This window comes from Flavobacterium sp. KY-23415 (genome assembly GCF_055384985.1).
Genome location: NZ_AP044001.1, coordinates 1141439 through 1160472, shown reverse-complemented (window position 1 = coordinate 1160472; position 19034 = coordinate 1141439). Strand labels below are relative to the sequence as shown.

Here is a 19034-nt window from a genome sequence, read left to right as displayed (position 1 = left end):
AGTGGAGTTTTTCTGTTAAAAAATTAAAAATAAGCTCTTAACTGAACGCTTCCATTGTGAATTGCTTTACTTGTTTCTGATTTTCTACCCTGGTAGTTAATATTTAAATCTAAATACTGAGTAATGCTTTTTTGTAAAAAGAATCGCCATACACTATTTTTTCCTGCTTGTAACCCTTGCAACATTTGAAAAGCTACTGGAGATAATGAGTTTCCTTGAAAAATATTGTTATAAAAAGAGTATTCTCCATTTAATGTAAATCCTTTTTTACCACTAAATGTGAATGATGTTCCCATTCTATTTTGTTTTAATGACTCCAGTGCATTTATCGTGTTTTCTTGATTTTTATATTGATAAAAAATATCCCAACTTGCATTTTTTGAAAATAAATAGGAAATTTTTGGGTTTATATCGTAACTTTTTATTGAGAAATTTCTACTACTATAATTTTCGGAATCATTTTTTGACTTTGTAATACTTCCATTTATTTGGGTTAGCCAACTATCATCAATTAAATGTGTGTATTGTAATTGGTGAGAATAAATGTTGCTTTGTTGTGTTCCAATATTTAATAAACTTTTTACGCTATTATTTAAGTAAGTATAGGTTGTTGAATGTTTTTGTTTGCCTCTATTGTAGAACAAACTATTTCTAAAACTATTATTTAAGCCAATATTGTTTTTATTGTTTGAAAATGGATTTAAATCAAAATTGTTTTCGTCTCTAATTATTTTTCGCTCAATTAAAAAAGATGTTTGGTTATAGAAATAAGAAAGTATTTTCTTAATTCCATTTTCATTTTGCCATATAGAGACATTAAAATTGAGTGACTGTGAAAATTTGTTTTGATGTGTTCTAATAAAAATTTGATTAGGTAAAAATATCCTAACATATTTTGCTTGATCTGGAAATGGAGCAATCTCAAATTCCTGTAATTCTTGTATGTTGTTATTGTTATAGTCATTCCAAGTATAAACACCTTGACCAGGTTCAACTTCTAAATAGGTGAATTCTTGTTGTGCAATTGTTCCAGATTTGGTTTCGTAGGTGGTTACACTTTGTATTAAATCTTTAAAAAATGAGGAGTTGTATAGTATTCTTGAGTTTAAAGATGATTCGTCTTTTTTTGCTGTTTCTGTATATTTTAAATTTCTATAATTTAAATAAATATTTAGATTGCTTTTGTCAGTCCTAATTAATTGTGATTTTAAATAATAGGAATCTGATTGATTTACTTTTTTTAATGCGCCGTTTTTTATACTATCATTTACACGGTTGAGATAGCCTAGCTCTACATATATTTTGGTAGAGTCTCCTCTGCCAATAAGCGCACCATATTCTGTAAATCGTTGACTGATTTTACTTAGTTCGTTTGTAGTACTTAATTTTTCTTCATTGTTTTCTAATCGAAATGTAGCACCTATCCAGTTTTTTTGAAAATGGTGTTTTGTTTTTGTTTGATTTCTAATAAATTTTGAATTTGCATAATCACTGGAGCTTTTTAAAGCACTAAAATTATTATGTAAAATTGTTTTTTTAAACTTTAGATTAGTTAATACATGGTGTTTTGATCCAGAAAAATTTCTCGAAAAATCTAATTTCTCAAATTGATATTTTGTGCTGCCATGTTCTTTTAAATTAATGTTTAATCCTGTTGTTAAAAGGGATTGATTGCCTAATGGTGTGCTTAAATTCCAATCACGATTAAATTCAATATTATACAACCGTTCAATGGTTTTGAAATCTTTATTTACTAACTGAAAGTCTAAAAAACTATTAATATCATATTTCCCAGTATATAGTCTTTTTGTGCTATTAACCTTTGCAGCTATTCCTTTATTGTCCTCATCATCTATTGTTGAATACAAGTTTTTGTCATTATTGCTAACGGCTATTTCAAAAGCTATTTTGGTTTTTTCCGTAGGTGAGTAATCTCCAATAAGCGTAGCTATTTGAATTTTGGTTGGAGCAATTAAAGGGACTGTTGGTTCAAAACTGCCTTGTGGAATTCCTGCAACAGGAGCAATATATTCATAGATTTTACCAATTGCATTACTGTTTGCGAGTCTATAGTTTCCTGTGTTTTCTCCAACAAAGGAAAACCGAACATTATACAGTTCTTCATTAGGATCATTAGAAAACTCGAAAATTGTTGTAGTTCCTTGTGTTATTTTTTTATATAGAATCTTGTTTTCAGAATATGTATCTATATAGGCTGAAGGAGCATTCATTAAAGATTGATTGTCACCTGCTGCTATTAACTGCGCAACTTGTTCTTCTGAAAGGTTTTGTTGTACTGGTTGATTTTTTACATCGTTTTCAGAATATACATATCCTCCAATCTTAAACTTTTCTTTTTCGTGTGTTATTCCTGAGTACACTAAAAATCGTGTAAAGTTTCTATCGGTATATTGGTATTCAATAGTAATTCTCATTTCTGAAGTGATTGGGAATAACGATGTGAAGATTATTTCACCTGCATTATAATCTATGACATAGTCGTTGTTTTCTCCTCTTTCTAATAAAATTCCATTAACATAGACGCTTTCTGAACCCGAAATGACTAAAACAAAAAGTTCTCCATTGTTTCCTTTTAATTTATAAGGGCCTTGGTTTCCTTCCTGACCTACAAAGGAACTGCGTGCATATTGACCTCGCACTAGTGCAGCTGCTGCAAAAATGGAAGTCTTGTTTTCTGGTGTTCCTAATGTGAATTTGCTGGAAATTCCTTGCGCTTTTTTATTGAAGTTTAAAAAGGTAGCTTCTCGATTTTCTAAAAATAAATCTCCTGCTCTTATAGCCCATTTATCTGAAAATAACTCGATAAATATTTGATCAAATTCATCTAATTTTTGAGAATATCCGCCTTCTTGTATTGGGATGTTACTGTCTTGAATGGAAGCTCTAAGACTTACTTTGTCTGATATTTTACCTGTTATTTGTAAGTCTAAATTTGAATTAGTAACCGTGTTTTGATTGTTCCCTACAGTTATTCCCCTTGAAATACTCCCAGAAGTATTCAAACCATCAAAAGGTTTAAAGTTTTGTTTGTCTTCTTTTTTTATAGTATATAGTTGTCCTGCTTCATTTGGAACAATTAGAGAATCGTCATATATAGAATACTCTTTTGTTAAAAAGTCGGGTAGTTTTAGATAATTTACTTCGAGGGTGTCTTTTGAGACATAATTATCATTGAATAAAAGAAATCCTTTCTGAAAATTTACTTTATAATAGCTAGTGTCTATTTTTGTTTTGTTTTTGTCGAAAATTTCAAAAAAAGCTTCATTAATACTTACCTTTTCTATAAAAATGGTGTCTCTTGTTGGGATTATTTTTTTTGATAAATAAAGTGTTTCTATTTCCTGTGCAAAAACACCTGAAAATAGGAGTAGAAAAATCCATAGTAAACACTTTTGTATCATATAGTAGTATAACTCGAATTTTTCAAAAGTAGTATTTATTGTGGTAAAGTTTTAGTTCTGTAATCAGTTTTTATAAATTGGTTTTTTGTTGCAATAAAAAAAATCTTGTTCTATTTGCACTAAGAATGAAATTACAAAGTTGTAATTCACAGGCTAACAGAACAAGACTCTCTTATTATTAAATTTGTAGTTTATTCCTTGGTGATAATTTGTAGTGTTTCTCTAGAAATTTGTTTTAATAAAACTGTTTTATTGGTTTCTACAATTTTAGAAGCATCTTCATTAAAGTGGCGAATAGTATATAGAGATACATTTTCGTTAAACGAAATTTTGAATTTTTTCTCTAAAATGGTTTTAACATCATTAAAGTTGTTAAACTTGTCTTCAATACAAACAGAAAAGCTAATCGCAGAGTTTTGAATTAAATTTACTTTTAATTTATATTGATGGAATAATGAGAAAATTTCACTTATATGTTCTTCCATAATGAAAGAAAAATCTAAAGAAGATAAAGATAATAAAAGTTGATTTTTCTTGATGATGTAGCAAGGTAAATGAGGTTCTAAATCTAATCCTTTTGAAACACTAGTCCCTGGTAATAGTGGGTTTATAAATGATTTTACATATAGTGGAATTTCTTTTCTTTGTAGTGGTTGAAGTGTTTTTGGATGAATAACACTAGCTCCGTAGAATGCTAATTCAATTGCTTCTCTGTATGAAATTTGATTTAAAAGTACAGTGTCTTCAAAAAATCTAGGATCACCATTTAATACTCCTGGTACATCTTTCCAAATAGTTACACTTTCAGCACCTAAACAATAAGCAAAAATGGCAGCTGTATAATCAGAACCTTCTCTTCCTAATGTAGTTGTGAAATTATTTGGGTCAGCTCCTATGAATCCTTGAGTAATATAGAGCGTGTTTTTTTCGATTTTTTTAGAGATTAACAATTCTGTTTGATCCCAGTAAACATTTGCATCTCTATAGGTGATGTCTGTCTTAATGAAATTTCGAACGTCTAACCACGTGTTTTTTAAACCTCTATGGTTAAAATAATGACTAACAATTGTTGTTGAAACGATTTCTCCATAACTTACAATTTGGTCATAAACGAAGTTGTAGTTTGCTGATTTATTACTTCTTAGAAAATATTCTAAATCGTCAAAATGAGCATTTACTTCAAAAAACACTTCATGGTCTTCTTCATCAAATAGGTCAATTAATATTTGATTGTGGTATTTTCGAACTTCTTGAACAGAACTAGCTAAATTATTTGATTTTTCTATGTAATTTTTTATTACTTCTTCAAGTGCATTGGTTGTTTTTCCCATTGCAGAAACAATAATCAGTGTGTTTTCATGACCTGTTTTTTCTAAAACTGAAGCTACATTTTTAACTCCATTTGCATCTTTTACAGACGCTCCACCAAATTTGAAAATTTTCATTCTTAAGCGTATTAAGATTTTAAGTTAGATTTTATTTTTTTCTAAGAATTCATCGATTCCTTTTTCATTCATTTGAACGACTCTCCAGTCATCTAATATTTTAGCACCACTTTTTTCATAGAACCGCACTGCATTTGTATTCCAATCAAGGACATTCCATTCAATGCGTTTTACTTTGTCTTTCTTACCTTGTTTAATTATTTCAGAATATAATGCAAAACCCGCTCCTGTTCCTCTTTTGTTTTCTTTCACTACTAGATCTTCTAAGTGTATGGTTTTTCCTTTCCATGTAGAATAGCGATAATAATATAATGCTAATCCTATAATTTCGCTATTACTTTCTGCAACGAATGTTTTGAAAAGAGGGTGTTCTGAAAAGCCATCTCTCTCTAAATCCTCAGCCGAAATTTCTACAGCATCGGGTTCGTTTTCAAATACTGCAAGCTCTTTGATAAGCTGCAATACAGATTTCATATCTTCCTTTTTTCCTTCTCTTATTATCATTTTTTTGTAGCTAATATAATGTTGTTTGCTCGTATTTTAATATTAAATATAAATTAAGTTACAACGACAAAATTAAACATATTTTTAAATTTAAAACATTTTGTGTGTTTTTATAACAAAATATTATATTTTTATTACAAATATTCTTGTTCGCTTTTTAATAAAACTCTTTTACATGTAGTTAACTAAAAGTAGACTTAAATCTTAATAAACCGAATTCCTTTTCCTTCTTTCGTTTTTAAATAATAAACGCCTTTTGCTAATTCTGATATGTCTATTTTATTACTATTTGAAATTATTTTTTTTATTTCTATACCAGAGTTATTATAAATACAAATCTCATCATTAATAGGGTTTGTAAATTCAAGGGTTTCGTCAACAACATTAAAATTTAAAATTTTTTGTTCGGAAGTAAAATGATTTATGTGTAAGCTGTTTTCATTAATTGAGAAATCTGAGAAAAATATTTCTTCATCTTTTAAGTCGTCTAAAATTTCTCCTAATGAATTTTTAATTTTTCTATAGATGCCCCATTTTGGTCTAACAAATACATTGTCTGGGCGAATAGTTTTAATGTTCAGATTTTCGTAATAAAAAAGGATGTTATTGTCGTTGATTCTCTTCATTTCTATAGTAATTGAGCCATTTTCATTAAAAAAAATGGTTTCAGTAACTTCTAGCCAAGTGTTTTTTAAATTAGATAAGTTGATGTTGGATAGTTCAAAGGCATTTGATGTGCTCCCTTCATCATGTATTAATTCTAATTTTTCAATACCTGAACTCTTTTTTCTAAGTGTTAATGTGAAAATTGGATTGGCATCGTCGCCTCCAACTGCTTTTATTTGGTGAATGTGAGTAAAACCATTTGATGGATTAAAATTTGCTGGGATTTTAAATCGCCATTTATAAGTTACTATTTCTCCTAAAGTCGCTTTCATGTTATCTGGAGAAGAAGCGAATGTTTTAATTTCTACTCTTTGTCTGTCATTTGATGTTGTTGAAACGTCATTGTCTTCATGTATATGTGAAAGAAATCGAAATACAAATTTATTGCTTTCTTGATCAAAAATTTCGTCAATATGCCTTCCAAAAGCGGAATGATTGCCATTAGGGAGTTGTTCGGGTGATTCAATAGCATTATATCCTGGAGCAAGAAAATTATTTATCTCTTCATAAGTATTTCCAGGGCCATTTGCATTTAAAATATTTTGAGAAAAAATTGGTAAGCCAAAAAAACCAGAGAAAAGGCATAGTAGTTTTTGTTTCATTTTTTTAAAAGGCTAGTGTTTCTAAGTGTTAAAAATAATAATTTTGTGATGAATAAGACAAGAAGTTTGGCAAGAATAAAAATATTGATTTGAATTATAAAAATTAAAGAAATGGATTCGTATTTTTATAAAAAAGGCGATATTTGCCAGATAAACACAACCATACCATATAATTGTAATGGAAGAAAGAAATACAACCCTTGGAGAATTTATAATCGAGCATCAAAATTCCTTTCAATATTCAACAGGAGAGCTATCAAGAATTATTAATTCAATTCGTTTAGCTGCTAAAGTAGTTAATTATAAAGTGAATAAAGCTGGATTAGTTGATATTGTTGGTGCAGCTGGTGAGCAAAATGTTCAGGGAGAAGATCAGCAAAAATTAGATGTTTTTGCAAATGAAACTTTTATTCAAACATTAATCAATAGAGAAATTGTTTGCGGAATTGCTTCTGAAGAAAACGATGATTTTATCACGGTTGCAGGAAGCGATAACAGCCATAATAATAAATATGTTGTTTTAATGGATCCTTTAGATGGATCTTCAAATATTGATGTAAATGTTTCGGTAGGAACAATTTTTTCTGTTTTTAGAAGAGTAACACCCGTAGGAACGCCAGTGCAACTTGAAGATTTTTTACAACCTGGAGTCAATCAGGTAGCAGCAGGATATGTTATTTATGGAACTTCTACAATGTTGGTTTATACAACAGGAGACGGAGTGAATGGGTTTACTTTGAATCCTGCAATTGGGACGTTTTATTTATCGCATCCCGATATGAAATTTTCACCTGACGGAAATATTTATTCAATAAATGAAGGTAATTATATACATTTTCCTCAAGGTGTCAAAAATTATATAAAATATTGTCAACAAGAAGAAGGAGATAGGCCTTATACTTCTCGATATATTGGTAGTTTAGTTTCAGATTTTCATAGAAATATGATAAAAGGAGGAATCTATATTTATCCTACAAGTTCAAAAGCACCTAATGGTAAATTGCGTTTGTTATATGAATGTAATCCAATGGCTTTTTTAGCAGAACAAGCAGGAGGGAAAGCTTCAGACGGTTTTAATAGAATTATGGAAATTCAACCAACAGAATTGCATCAAAGGGTTCCTTTCTTTTGTGGAAGTAAAAATATGGTTGAAAAAGCAGAAGAGTTTATGGAAAATGCTTAAAAATAGTTTAATAAAAAAAATCTCCGAGATTTCTCGGAGATTTTTTTTATTTATTCATGTGTTGAATTTCGTAAATGAAGGTGTCTAAATCAACATTTAAAATTAAAAGCGATAATGTCTTATCAACAATATAGTTTACATTACTAGGAGTGAAACCTAAAGCTAATGCAAAACGAACCAAAATTTGTTTTTGTTTTGGTCCTAAAACATGATCAGCATATACCATTCTTCCAAGATCGTAAAGACGTTCTAATCTTTGTATGTGAAGAACAGGAGGGTTAATTGGATATTTAGTTGGGTTTTCTAGAATTTCTTCATATTCGGCAGCTGAAATCTCAAGTCGAACAGCTAATTTGTCTAAAAATTCTTTTTCTTCAATTGTTAATTCACCATCCGATAAGGCAACTCTAACAATAGCAGAAAAATGACCCTTATTTCTATTTTTAAATTCGTTATCAAATAAATCTGAAAATGACATAATATTTGTTTTAAGTTGGGCAAAATTAAGCATTATTTATTTTTTGACACAAACAAAAATTAAAATTTAATTGATAAAGCTTTTATTTATCGAAATTAATGTTAAGATGTAGAAAACGAATTCTATTTTTGTAAAATTAATTGTAAGTTTGAAATCCCCAAAAAAAATAATAATTATGTCGCAATTTTGGTCGTATTTTAAAATCGGTATTAACCATGTTCTGGATATTGAAGCCTATGATCATGTGTTATTCTTAATAGCTTTAATGGTTCCTTATGCCTTTAAAGACTGGAAAAGAATTTTTTTATTAGTTTCCCTTTTTACCATTGGGCATACGTTAGCGTTAATTTTAGCAGTTTATGGAGTGGTTTCAATAAGCCCGAAATTAATTGAATTTTTAATACCGATAACAATTCTAGTAACTGCTGTTTTTCATTTGTTTACTGCTGGTAAAACAACTAAAAATGAGACAGTTTCATTAGTCACAGTAATAACTCTTTCTTTTGGAATTATACATGGTTTAGGGTTTTCGAATTATTTTGGAACTATTTTGCCAGGGAGTGCAACTGATAAATTATTGCCTTTATTAGAATTTGCTTTGGGTATTGAAGCTGCACAAATAATTGTGGTTTTCGTGGTTTTAATATTGTCTTATATTGTGCAAACTTTCTTTAGGTTTTCTAAAAGAGATTGGGCATTAGTAATGTCTGCTTTTATAATTGGTGTAGTTATACCTATGATTATTAGTAGCGAAATTTGGAATAGATAATGAAAGAGAAAAAAATAAAATATGACAAAGCCTATTTGCGAATAGCAAAAGAATGGGGGCAATTGTCCTACTGTAAGCGCAAAAAAGTTGGTGCGATTATTGTTAAAGATAGAATGATTATTTCCGATGGTTATAATGGAACTCCTTCTGGAATGGAAAATTGTTGTGAAGATGATGATAATGTTACAAAATGGTATGTGCTCCATGCAGAGGCAAATGCGATTTTAAAAGTAGCACGCTCTACACAGTCTTGTGAGGATGCAACATTATATATAACACTTTCTCCTTGTAAAGATTGTAGTAAATTGATCCATCAAGCCGGAATTAAAAGAGTAGTATATCACGAAGAATATAAAGATACTTCTGGAGTTGATTTTTTAAGGCAAGCTGGAGTAGAGGTTGAATTGTTAGAAGATTTAAATTAATTGTTATATGAAGATGAATAAAATATATTTTCCAATTATTATTGCATCGGCTCTTGCCATTGGCTTGCTATTGGGGAATAGATTAAATTCGTCAAGAAGTAATGATTATATTGGTAAAAATTCCAAACGGAATAAACTTAACAAATTAATTGATTTTATTGAAAGAGATTATGTTGATGATGTAAATTCAGACTCAATTGTTGATTTGACTGTTAACGGAATTCTAGAAAGTTTAGATCCACATTCTGTTTATATTAGTAAAAATGAATTGCAATCTGTAACCGAAAACATGAAAGGTGATTTTGTGGGTATTGGTGTTAATTTTTATATGTATAAGGACAGTGTTGCAGTAATTAAAACAATAAAAGATGGTCCGTCTGAGAAAGCGGGTATTAAAGCAGGTGATAGATTGCTGTTTGCCGATAGTTTTCAGTTGTATAATAAGAAGATTAACAATGATACTTTGTTTTCAAAGCTTAAAGGAGAGAAAGGTTCTTTGGTTGCTTTGACTGTCTATAGAAAAACTACGAATCAGAAATTAAAAATTAAAGTAAAAAGAGATGTTGTTCCTATAAAAAGTGTAGACGTGTCTTTGAAAATTTCTAATGATGTTGGTTATATAAAAATTAATCGATTTGCAGAAACTACTTATGATGAGTTTCATAGAGCTTTACTTTCTTTAAAAAGGCAAGGCATGAAAGAGTTGGTGATTGATTTAAGAGATAATGGAGGTGGTTATCTTGAAATGGCAGTGGCAATTGCTGATGATATTTTGAAAGATAAAGAGTTGATAGTTAAAACAAAGAATAAAAAGGGGAAAGTAGATAAAACTTTTGCGACAGAAAAAGGAGACTTTGAAGAGGGTAAAGTTTATGTTTTAATTAATGAGAATAGTGCTTCGGCAAGTGAAATTCTAGCTGGAGCAATTCAGGATAATGATAGAGGTGTAGTTGTGGGGCGTCGTTCTTTTGGAAAGGGCTTGGTGCAAAGAGAGATGCCGTTGGGAGATGGTTCTGCTGTTCGTTTAACAGTAGCACGTTATTATACTCCTTCAGGACGTTCGATTCAAAAACCGTATTCCGATAAAGGGAATGATTATTTTAATGAATTTGAGAAACGTTTTGAAAGCGGAGAACTTTATGAAGCAGATAGTATTAAAGTCGCCGATAGTTTGAAGTTTAAGACAAAGAGAGGTAGAACGGTATATGGAGGTGGTGGAATTACACCAGATATTTTCGTTCCTTTCCAAGTGAAACAAGGAGAAGATGCTACTTTTAGTTTTATGCAAACTGGCTTTGTTAGTTATTTCGTTTTTGAACAATTAGATGGAAAAAGACAACAGTTAAGCAATTACTCGGCAAAAGAACTAAAAGAAGAAATTACAGGTTCTGATAAGTATTTGAATGCCTTTAAAAAATATGTTACAGATAGTGGTATATTGTTGAATTTTGATCAGAAGGAAAAAATAAAAAAATATCTATATGCAGAGTTTGTTAGGCAAATATATGATGATATTAGTTATTATGAAATTATTCTTTCAGAAGACACGATGATTAAGAAAGTTTTTGGAAATAAAAATGAAAAAAAATAGTTCAATAACATTGATCATTTCTTTTTTATTACTATTAATGGGTATTGGTAGTTATGCTTGGCTTAATTTTTTTCTTTTAGAAAAATATATTTATAATCTTCACTTTCAAAACCCTTTAGAGCCGACTATTTTTGTTATTGGTAGAAGCGCTAAGTTGAAACTAATAGCGATTGGTTTAATTTCTTTTTTACTAAGTTTTTTTAGTTTGGCACATTCACAATTAAATAAATACTTGCTTATCAGTTATTTAATTTGTATTTTAGAAGAAATAAACCCCGAGAATGCTCAAAAAGAGTCAAAAACGGGGTTTTCTTTTAAATATGTATGTCAAAAATAATACGAATAAGTGAATTTCAGCACAAATTGCCTTTAAATATTATCAATGAAGATTTTAATGTTTTTTATGAGCAATTTCTAAAGTCTGATTTAGGTAAAATTCATCTAGCTACACCTTTTTCAGAACTTTCTCAAAGTTTTAAATTGAAAGCGTGCAAAAAAGGTCCAGATTGCATTTTTAGTACTAAAGGTAAGATTGCCTTGATGATGCTAAAAAACTATTATGGTTGTTCTGATGCTAAACTAATCGAGTTGTTAAACGGAAATGTTTACATGCAATACTTTTGTGATATTGTATTACCTCTAGATTCCCCGCTTACAAATTTTAAAATAGTTAGCCAAATAAGAATGGAATTAGCCAAAAAATTAGATGTTCGAAAAGTTCAAGAAACATTAGCTAAAAGCTGGCTACCTTATATGAATGATTTAGACAAAGTCTTGATAGATGCCACTTGTTATGAGAGTGAGTTGCGTTTTCCTACCAATGAGAAACTACTTTGGGAATGTATTGTGTGGAATTATAATCAAATGAAATCATTATGTGGCATTTTAAAAATAAAACTTCCAAGAACCAAATATATTGATTGGTGTAAACGCTACAATGAGTATTCTAGAAAAAGAAAAAAAACAGCAAAGCAACGAACAAAAATGACTCGTGGTCTTCTGAAATTATTATATAAACTTAATGGAGAATTGAGTAAAATTGAAAATCAATATTCCTTTGAGCCAACCACAAAATACAGCAAACAACGCAGAATAATCCGTCTTATTTACCAACAACAATCAAAAATTTTTGCAACAGGAAAAAGCGTTCCCGATAGAATTGTTAGCATAAATAAAAGTTATATTCGCCCAATTGTGCGTGGTAAAGAAGTAAAACAAGTAGAATTTGGAGCAAAAGTAAATAAAATTCAAATTGATGGAATCAATTTTATAGAACATATAGAATACCGTGCCTTTAACGAAGGAACTCGATTTCAAAACAGTATATTTTGCGCACAAAATCTAACTAAAACTAAAGTAAGAATTACTGGAGCTGATGCTATTTATGCCACAAATAAAAACAGAACTTTTTCGTCCACAAATAACATACAAACAGACTTTGTTAGAAAAGGAAAAGCTGGAAAACACGAAGAGCATAGAAAGAAGCTAGCCTCAGAAATTAAAAAAGAAAGAGCTACTCGATTAGAAGGTAGTTTTGGCAAAGAAAAAGAGCACTATAATTTACGAAAGATAAAAGCTAGAACCAAGAAAAGTGAAATGCTTTGGATTTTTTTCGGAATACATACAGCTAATGCTAAAGAAATAGGAAGAAGAATTTACAAAAATCAAACACAACTAGCAGCGTAAAGTATTCAAAAAAATACTTTATAGGAAAAGTGCGTCTTGTTGAGAAATATCAAATTTAAAAATCATAAAAACATATAATTTTTACTACAAAATAAAAAACCTCAATTATATTAATATGAATTGAGGTTTTTATTTAAAGTATTTTTCAAAAAATCTTGTTACTTCTGAATTTGCCTAGTTTGAAGCAAAACAAAAAAGTAGCACTATTTTTTATGCTACTTTCTTTAATTTTTATTTTGTCTGTTTTTGTGCCAATATGGGCGTTCTTTGTTTTGTGAAAATATTTACTTTCCAATGGCATCATGGACTTGTGCATGATTTCCATTGTTCCATAAAGTTAAAATGTCTCCAGCTACACTTGCACCACTTCCTGAGGCAATAGCTAATTGACTCCTATGACCTGCTAAAGTACCGCAAACATAAATACCGTCAGTAACCAAATGATCATTGTTTCTCAATTGAATTCTGTTTTTTTCAGGAGCTGCTTTTCTATGAGGAACTACATAATTTTCTAAACCTTCAATATTCAGAGGGTTTGCAGAGCCAATACCAAGTACAACTATTTTTGAATTATATGTGCTTTTGTTTGTTTTGATTTCAAAATTACCTGATTTTCCAGAAATTTTTAAAACTTTCTCTTCTTGTAATTGTTTAACATGTGGATAGGCTATTGTTAAATGTTCTAGGCTCTCTGTAAGTAACTCTGAACCTAGTTTTCCAAATGGGATACCGTAGGCGTTATTGAAAATTGCATTCTGAAGCGAACATGCTTTTTGATGTGTAATTATTCCTATGCTTTTATCCGTTGCGAAAGCTTTTTGTTTTGCAGATCCTAATAAAAGTGCACATGAAACTCCTGAAACACCTCCACCAATTATTAATACATCAAACATTGTTTTTTTATAAAAGAAGTTTAATTAATTGTTCTTTGTTTTGTCTTCTATTTTTTTAGAAATTAAATAAATTGACATTAAAATGATTGCGCAAAGACTAGATACAATTCCAATTAAGGCAACTGTGCTGTCTCCATTAAAAAGATTGTTGAAATCTAATTTTGTGAAATTAAATGCAATTAATAATGTTGCGATTGCAATTACGATGATACTAAATATTTTCATTTCAAATGTTTTATGTTATATAAAAAGACCTTTAACATTGCTAGCAAATAATTTTACAGCTATAGCTAAAAGAATTACACCAAATATTTTTCTTATTATTCCAAGCCCATTTTGACCAAGAATTTTTTCAATTTTTCCAGATAGTTTTAGAACACCATAAACAACAATTACATTGATGAGAATAGCAATAATGATGTTGATTTTGTCATATTCTGATCGTAAAGATAAAAGTGTAGTCATTGTCCCAGCTCCTGCAATTAAAGGAAATGCAATTGGAACAATGGAAGCAGTTGTAGGGTTGTCTTCTTTGTAAAGGCGAATGCCTAGGATCATTTCTAAGGCAAGAAAAAATAAGACAAAAGAACCTGCAACAGCAAATGAGTTTACGTCAATGCCAATTAGTTTTAGAATTTCTTCTCCAACAAATAAGAATGCAATCATAATGATTGCTGCTACAAAAGTGGCTTTTTCAGATTGAATATGTCCAACTTTACTCCTTAAATCAACAATTATAGGAATGCTTCCAATGATGTCAATTACAGCAAATAAAATCATGCTTATTGTGAAAATGTCTCTCCAATTTATTTCCATGACAAATAATATTTTTACAAAGATATAGAATATGAATGAGAAAAAATCTTCATCTAGGCTGTTAATAGATTATTCTTGTTTTCTGATATTGAATCTACCGTCAAAAGTGTACCTTTGCATTTTTAATATTGTTTTTATGTTTCAGTTGAATAAAACTATTGTGTCGGAAGAAATTTTAGAAAAAGAGTTTGTGTGTAATCTTTCTGCTTGTAAAGGAGCCTGTTGTGTAGATGGTGATGCTGGAGCGCCTTTAGAGGAGAGTGAAACTAAAATATTAAAAGATATTTATCCTAAAGTAAAGCCTTTTTTGCGTCCTGAAGGGATAAAAGCAATTGAAGAGCAAGGTGTTTTTGTGACTTCTGAAGATGGTGAGTTTGAAACTACGTTGATAGAAGGAAGAGATTGTGCTTATGTTATTTTTGATAAAGAAACGGCATTATGCGGAATTGAACAAGCTTATAATCAAGGATTAATTGATTGGAAGAAACCAGTGTCTTGTCATTTGTATCCAATACGTGTGAAAGAATATTCTGATTTTGCTGCAGTGAATTATCACAAATGGCATATTTGTTCTGATGCTTGTTCTTTGGGAAAAGAGCTAGAAGTGCCGATTTATAAATTTGTCAAAGAAGCATTAGTTAGAAAATTTGGGCAACAATGGTATGATGAGTTAGAAAATGTGGCTCAAGATATGAAAAAATAGCCTCTTAATTTTGACTCAAAAACACCTCTTAGCAAATGCTTTTACTGCTACTGACAGGTGTTGAAGTTGTTTTTTTAATTTTTTATAACTTTTTGATTTACAATAAATTACAATCTTTTTTTTGAGTAAGAAAAACTTTACTCGTTGTTAAAAACTTGCACTAATTGTGAATAAGTTTGGCTTTTATTTTTCATTACAAATTGCAAACTTTGTAATCCCCTTATTAACGCAATAAATCAATAATTAAATACGTTTAAATCAAAGAACTATGTCGGTAGTCGAACCAATTTTACAAGAAAACAAGGACCGTTTTGTTATTTTTCCAATTAAGCATCATGATATTTGGGAATGGTACAAAAAAATGGAGGCAAGTTTTTGGACTGCTGAAGAAATAGATTTGCATCAAGATATCACAGACTGGAACACGAAATTGAATGAAGATGAAAAATATTTTATTAAGCATATTTTAGCTTTTTTTGCAGCATCTGATGGAATTGTAAATGAAAATTTAGCAGAGAATTTCGTTAATGAAGTGCAATATGCTGAAGCTAAATTTTTCTATGGATTTCAAATTATGATGGAGAATATTCATAGTGAAACCTATTCTCTTTTGATCGATACTTATGTTAAAGATGAGGTAGAAAAGGATAAATTGTTTCACGCTATTGAAGTCTTTCCAGCAATCAAAAGAAAAGCAGAATGGGCATTAAAATGGATTGAGTCTGATTCTTTTGCTGAAAGGCTAATCGCATTTGCAGCGGTGGAAGGGATATTCTTCTCGGGGGCATTTTGTTCTATTTTTTGGTTAAAGAAAAGAGGATTAATGCCTGGTTTAACCTTTTCTAATGAGTTGATTTCTCGTGATGAAGGTGTGCATTGTGATTTTGCAGTGCATATTCATAATCATCATTTAATAAATAAAGTGCCAAAAGAAAGGATTAAGGAAATTATTATAGATGCATTAAATATTGAAAGAGAGTTTATTACAGAGTCACTTCCTGTGAGTTTAATAGGAATGAATGCAACTTTAATGACACAATATCTAGAATTCGTTACTGATAGGTTATTAGTAGAATTGGAATGTGAAAGAGTCTATAATGCTTCTAACCCTTTTGACTTCATGGATATGATTTCTCTGCAAGGAAAAACTAATTTCTTTGAAAAAAGAGTGGCAGAATATCAAAAAGCTGGAGTAATGAATACAGATTCAGATTCTGGAAAAATTAGCTTTGACGCAGATTTTTAGATTTAAACAAAGAAAAATAAATAAAGAATCAAATTTAGTGCTGAAGAACTGCTATTCTTCACGCTAAATAATATTCGGTAGTTTGAATAGTATTTGAAGAAGTGCTATTTACTTCCATCAAGATTAGGAAGGAAAAATAATCTTGGCTATTAACCAAATTAAATCAGTAGTAAAGTAATGAATGTAGTAAAAAGAGACGGAAGAAGAGAGCCAGTAATGTTTGATAAAATTACTGATAGAATTAGATTTTTATGTTATGAACTGAATGAATTAGTCGATCCTGTAAAAGTTGCAATGCGTGTAATTGAAGGGTTGTATGATGGAGTTACTACTTCCGAACTAGATAATTTAGCCGCTGAAACAGCTGCGTCTATGACTATTTCACATCCTGATTATGCACAATTAGCAGCGCGTATTGCAGTTTCTAATTTGCATAAGAATACCACAAAGTCATTTTCAGAAACTATGACAGAAATGTTTCATTACATAAACCCAAGGACAGGTCAAGAAGCTCCTTTGTTGTCTGAAGAGGTGTATCAAGTCATAATGGAAAATGCTGAAAGATTAGACTCAACCATAATTTATAATCGCGATTTTAATTACGATTATTTTGGGTTTAAAACTTTAGAACGTTCCTATCTTTTAAAAATAAATGGAAAAATTGTAGAGCGTCCACAACACATGTTAATGCGTGTTTCCATTGGAATACATTTAAACGATATTGAAGCTGCTATTGAAACGTATGAGTTGATGTCTAAAAAGTTCTTTACACATGCAACACCAACATTGTTCAATGCAGGTACTCCAAAGCCACAAATGTCATCGTGCTTTCTATTGACAGTCCAGGATGATAGTATTAATGGTATTTATGATACTTTAAAACAAACAGCAATGATTTCTCAATCTGCTGGAGGAATTGGTTTATCTATTCATAATGTTAGAGCTACAGGTTCTTATATTCGTGGAACTAATGGTACTTCTAATGGAATTGTTCCAATGCTACGTGTTTTTAACGACACTGCTCGTTATGTAGATCAAGGTGGTGGAAAAAGAAAAGGTAGTTTTGCCATCTATATTGAGCCATGGCATGCTGATATTTTTGATTTCTTAGATTTAAAGAAAAATCATGGGAAAGAAGAAATGCGTGCGCGTGATTTATTCTTTGCCATGTGGATGTGTGATTTATTCATGAAACGTGTTGAAGAAGATGCTACTTGGACTTTAATGTGTCCTAACGAATGTCCAGGTTTGTATGATGTATATGGAGATGAATTTGAAGAGATGTATATTGGTTATGAAAATGCGGGCAAAGGAAGAAAAACAATCAGAGCGAGAGAGCTTTGGGAAAAAATATTAGAGTCGCAAATCGAGACCGGTACACCTTACATGCTGTATAAAGATGCAGCAAATAGAAAATCGAATCAAAAAAACTTAGGAACAATCCGTTCCTCAAATTTGTGTACAGAGATTTTAGAATATACTTCTAAAGACGAAATTGCGGTGTGTAATTTAGCGTCTATCTCATTACCTATGTTTATTGAAGATGGTGTTTTTAATCATCAGTTTTTATATGATGTTACAAAAAGAATTACCCGCAATTTAAATAGAGTAATTGATAGAAATTATTATCCTGTTAAAGAAGCAGAAAATTCAAATCTACGACACAGACCTGTTGGTTTAGGAGTTCAAGGTTTGGCAGATGCTTTTATAATGTTAAGAATGCCATTTACAAGTGATGCAGCTAAAAAATTAAATCAAGAAATTTTTGAAACGATTTATTTTGCTGCAGTAACTGCTTCTATGGAATTGGCTAAAGAAGAAGGACCATATTCAACATTTGAAGGTTCTCCAATTTCGCAAGGAGAGTTTCAGTATAATATGTGGGGTGTTAAGGATGAAGAATTGTCTGGTAGATGGGATTGGGCTTCACTTCGTAAAGAAGTAATGAAGAATGGTGTTCGTAATTCGCTATTGTTAGCACCAATGCCAACAGCATCTACGTCTCAAATTCTTGGAAATAATGAAGCTTTTGAACCATATACTTCAAATATCTATACACGTAGAGTATTGTCTGGCGAATTTATTGTTGTAAATAAGCATTTGTTGCACGATTTAGTAGAGTTAGGATTGTGGAATGAGAATCTGAAACAAGAGGTAATGCGTAATAATGGTTCTATTCAAAATATAAATAATATTCCTCAAGATATAAAAGATTTGTATAAAACAGTTTGGGAAATGAGTATGAAAGATATTATAGATATGTCTCGTCAGAGAGGTTATTTTATAGATCAATCTCAATCTTTAAACTTGTTTATGGAAGGAGCTACTATGGCAAAGTTAACTTCAATGCATTTTTATGCATGGAAAAGTGGATTGAAAACGGGAATGTATTATTTAAGAACGAAATCAGCTGTAGATGCTATTAAGTTTACGTTGAATAATGATAAAAAAGTAGAGCCTGTAGCTGTAGAAGTTGAAGCAGAAATGTCTCCAGCAGAATTTAAAGCAATGATTGAACGTTCTAGAAATGCTGGTCCAGAAGATTGTGAAATGTGTGGGTCTTAATAGATAGAAAAATATTGAAAATAGGTATGTTAAACAGTCA

General features: G+C 30.3%; 17 protein-coding genes. 9 read left to right on the top strand and 8 right to left on the bottom strand.

Translation table 11 applies throughout. From position 1 onward, the window contains the following. Positions 1-23: 23 nt before the first annotated feature. The 4 genes from ACZ49Z_RS05250 to ACZ49Z_RS05235 form a co-directional block, all read right to left on the bottom strand. Positions 24-3422: a hypothetical protein gene (locus ACZ49Z_RS05250; RefSeq protein WP_464307135.1), complete on the bottom strand. Its 3399-nt coding sequence runs from the start codon at positions 3420-3422 to the stop codon at positions 24-26. Between the two features lie 191 nt (positions 3423-3613). Further along, positions 3614-4867 carry an aspartate kinase gene (locus ACZ49Z_RS05245; RefSeq protein ID WP_464307134.1) on the bottom strand — a complete coding sequence of 418 codons (1254 nt, stop codon included), beginning with the start codon at positions 4865-4867 and terminating at the stop codon, positions 3614-3616. A 24-nt stretch (positions 4868-4891) separates the two neighbouring features. Beyond that, positions 4892-5371, bottom strand: a complete 480-nt coding sequence (locus ACZ49Z_RS05240; RefSeq protein ID WP_464307133.1) for an N-acetyltransferase family protein — start codon at positions 5369-5371, stop codon at positions 4892-4894. A 197-nt stretch (positions 5372-5568) separates the two neighbouring features. After that, positions 5569-6639, bottom strand: coding sequence for a T9SS type A sorting domain-containing protein (locus ACZ49Z_RS05235; RefSeq protein ID WP_464307132.1), 1071 nt, complete (start codon positions 6637-6639; stop codon positions 5569-5571). A 178-nt stretch (positions 6640-6817) separates the two neighbouring features. Here ACZ49Z_RS05235 and fbp point away from each other — a divergent pair, with 178 nt between their 5' ends. After that, positions 6818-7822, top strand: coding sequence for a class 1 fructose-bisphosphatase (gene fbp / locus ACZ49Z_RS05230; protein ID WP_464307131.1), 1005 nt, complete (start codon positions 6818-6820; stop codon positions 7820-7822). Positions 7823-7868: 46 nt separating this feature from the next. Here the strand turns inward: fbp and ACZ49Z_RS05225 are convergent, their stop codons facing one another. After that, complete coding sequence (locus ACZ49Z_RS05225) at positions 7869-8300, bottom strand: tellurite resistance TerB family protein (protein ID WP_464307130.1); 432 nt, start codon at positions 8298-8300, stop codon at positions 7869-7871. Between the two features lie 175 nt (positions 8301-8475). Here ACZ49Z_RS05225 and ACZ49Z_RS05220 point away from each other — a divergent pair, with 175 nt between their 5' ends. From ACZ49Z_RS05220 to ACZ49Z_RS05200, 5 genes are read left to right on the top strand one after another with little or no spacing between them, the layout of a single operon-like run. Continuing rightward, positions 8476-9069, top strand: coding sequence for a HupE/UreJ family protein (locus ACZ49Z_RS05220; protein ID WP_464307129.1), 594 nt, complete (start codon positions 8476-8478; stop codon positions 9067-9069). Then, complete coding sequence (locus tag ACZ49Z_RS05215) at positions 9069-9494, top strand: deoxycytidylate deaminase (RefSeq protein ID WP_464307128.1); 426 nt, start codon at positions 9069-9071, stop codon at positions 9492-9494. Before ACZ49Z_RS05220 ends, ACZ49Z_RS05215 begins: the two co-directional genes overlap by 1 nt. 7 nt (positions 9495-9501) lie before the next feature. Further along, positions 9502-11085: a S41 family peptidase gene (locus ACZ49Z_RS05210; RefSeq protein WP_464307127.1), complete on the top strand. Its 1584-nt coding sequence runs from the start codon at positions 9502-9504 to the stop codon at positions 11083-11085. Further along, positions 11072-11422, top strand: a complete 351-nt coding sequence (locus ACZ49Z_RS05205) for a hypothetical protein (protein ID WP_464307126.1) — start codon at positions 11072-11074, stop codon at positions 11420-11422. The genes ACZ49Z_RS05210 and ACZ49Z_RS05205 overlap by 14 nt, the downstream gene beginning before the upstream one ends. Then, positions 11410-12771, top strand: a complete 1362-nt coding sequence (locus ACZ49Z_RS05200) for a transposase family protein (protein WP_464304430.1) — start codon at positions 11410-11412, stop codon at positions 12769-12771. Before ACZ49Z_RS05205 ends, ACZ49Z_RS05200 begins: the two co-directional genes overlap by 13 nt. Before the next feature lie 284 nt (positions 12772-13055). On the opposite strand, the gene ACZ49Z_RS05195 is transcribed toward ACZ49Z_RS05200, so the two are convergent. From ACZ49Z_RS05195 to ACZ49Z_RS05185, 3 genes are read right to left on the bottom strand one after another with little or no spacing between them, the layout of a single operon-like run. After that, on the bottom strand, positions 13056-13664 hold the full coding sequence (locus tag ACZ49Z_RS05195; protein ID WP_464307125.1) for an FAD-dependent oxidoreductase: 609 nt from the start codon (positions 13662-13664) through the stop codon (positions 13056-13058). Positions 13665-13688: 24 nt separating this feature from the next. After that, positions 13689-13889: a hypothetical protein gene (locus tag ACZ49Z_RS05190; RefSeq protein ID WP_464307124.1), complete on the bottom strand. Its 201-nt coding sequence runs from the start codon at positions 13887-13889 to the stop codon at positions 13689-13691. 15 nt (positions 13890-13904) lie between these two features. Continuing rightward, positions 13905-14480 (bottom strand): MarC family protein, encoded by a 576-nt coding sequence (locus ACZ49Z_RS05185; RefSeq protein WP_464307123.1) that lies wholly within the window; start codon positions 14478-14480, stop codon positions 13905-13907. 136 nt (positions 14481-14616) lie between these two features. Here ACZ49Z_RS05185 and ACZ49Z_RS05180 point away from each other — a divergent pair, with 136 nt between their 5' ends. The 3 genes from ACZ49Z_RS05180 (at position 14617) to ACZ49Z_RS05170 (ending at position 18994) form a co-directional block, all read left to right on the top strand. Next, the gene (locus tag ACZ49Z_RS05180; RefSeq protein ID WP_464308047.1) at positions 14617-15183 is read left to right on the top strand and encodes a DUF3109 family protein; all 567 of its coding nucleotides are present in this window, start codon (positions 14617-14619) and stop codon (positions 15181-15183) included. Between the two features lie 268 nt (positions 15184-15451). Beyond that, positions 15452-16429, top strand: a complete 978-nt coding sequence (locus tag ACZ49Z_RS05175; protein WP_464307122.1) for a ribonucleotide-diphosphate reductase subunit beta — start codon at positions 15452-15454, stop codon at positions 16427-16429. 177 nt (positions 16430-16606) lie between these two features. Next, positions 16607-18994: a ribonucleoside-diphosphate reductase subunit alpha gene (locus tag ACZ49Z_RS05170; protein ID WP_464307121.1), complete on the top strand. Its 2388-nt coding sequence runs from the start codon at positions 16607-16609 to the stop codon at positions 18992-18994. The last annotated feature ends 40 nt before the right edge of the window (positions 18995-19034 follow it).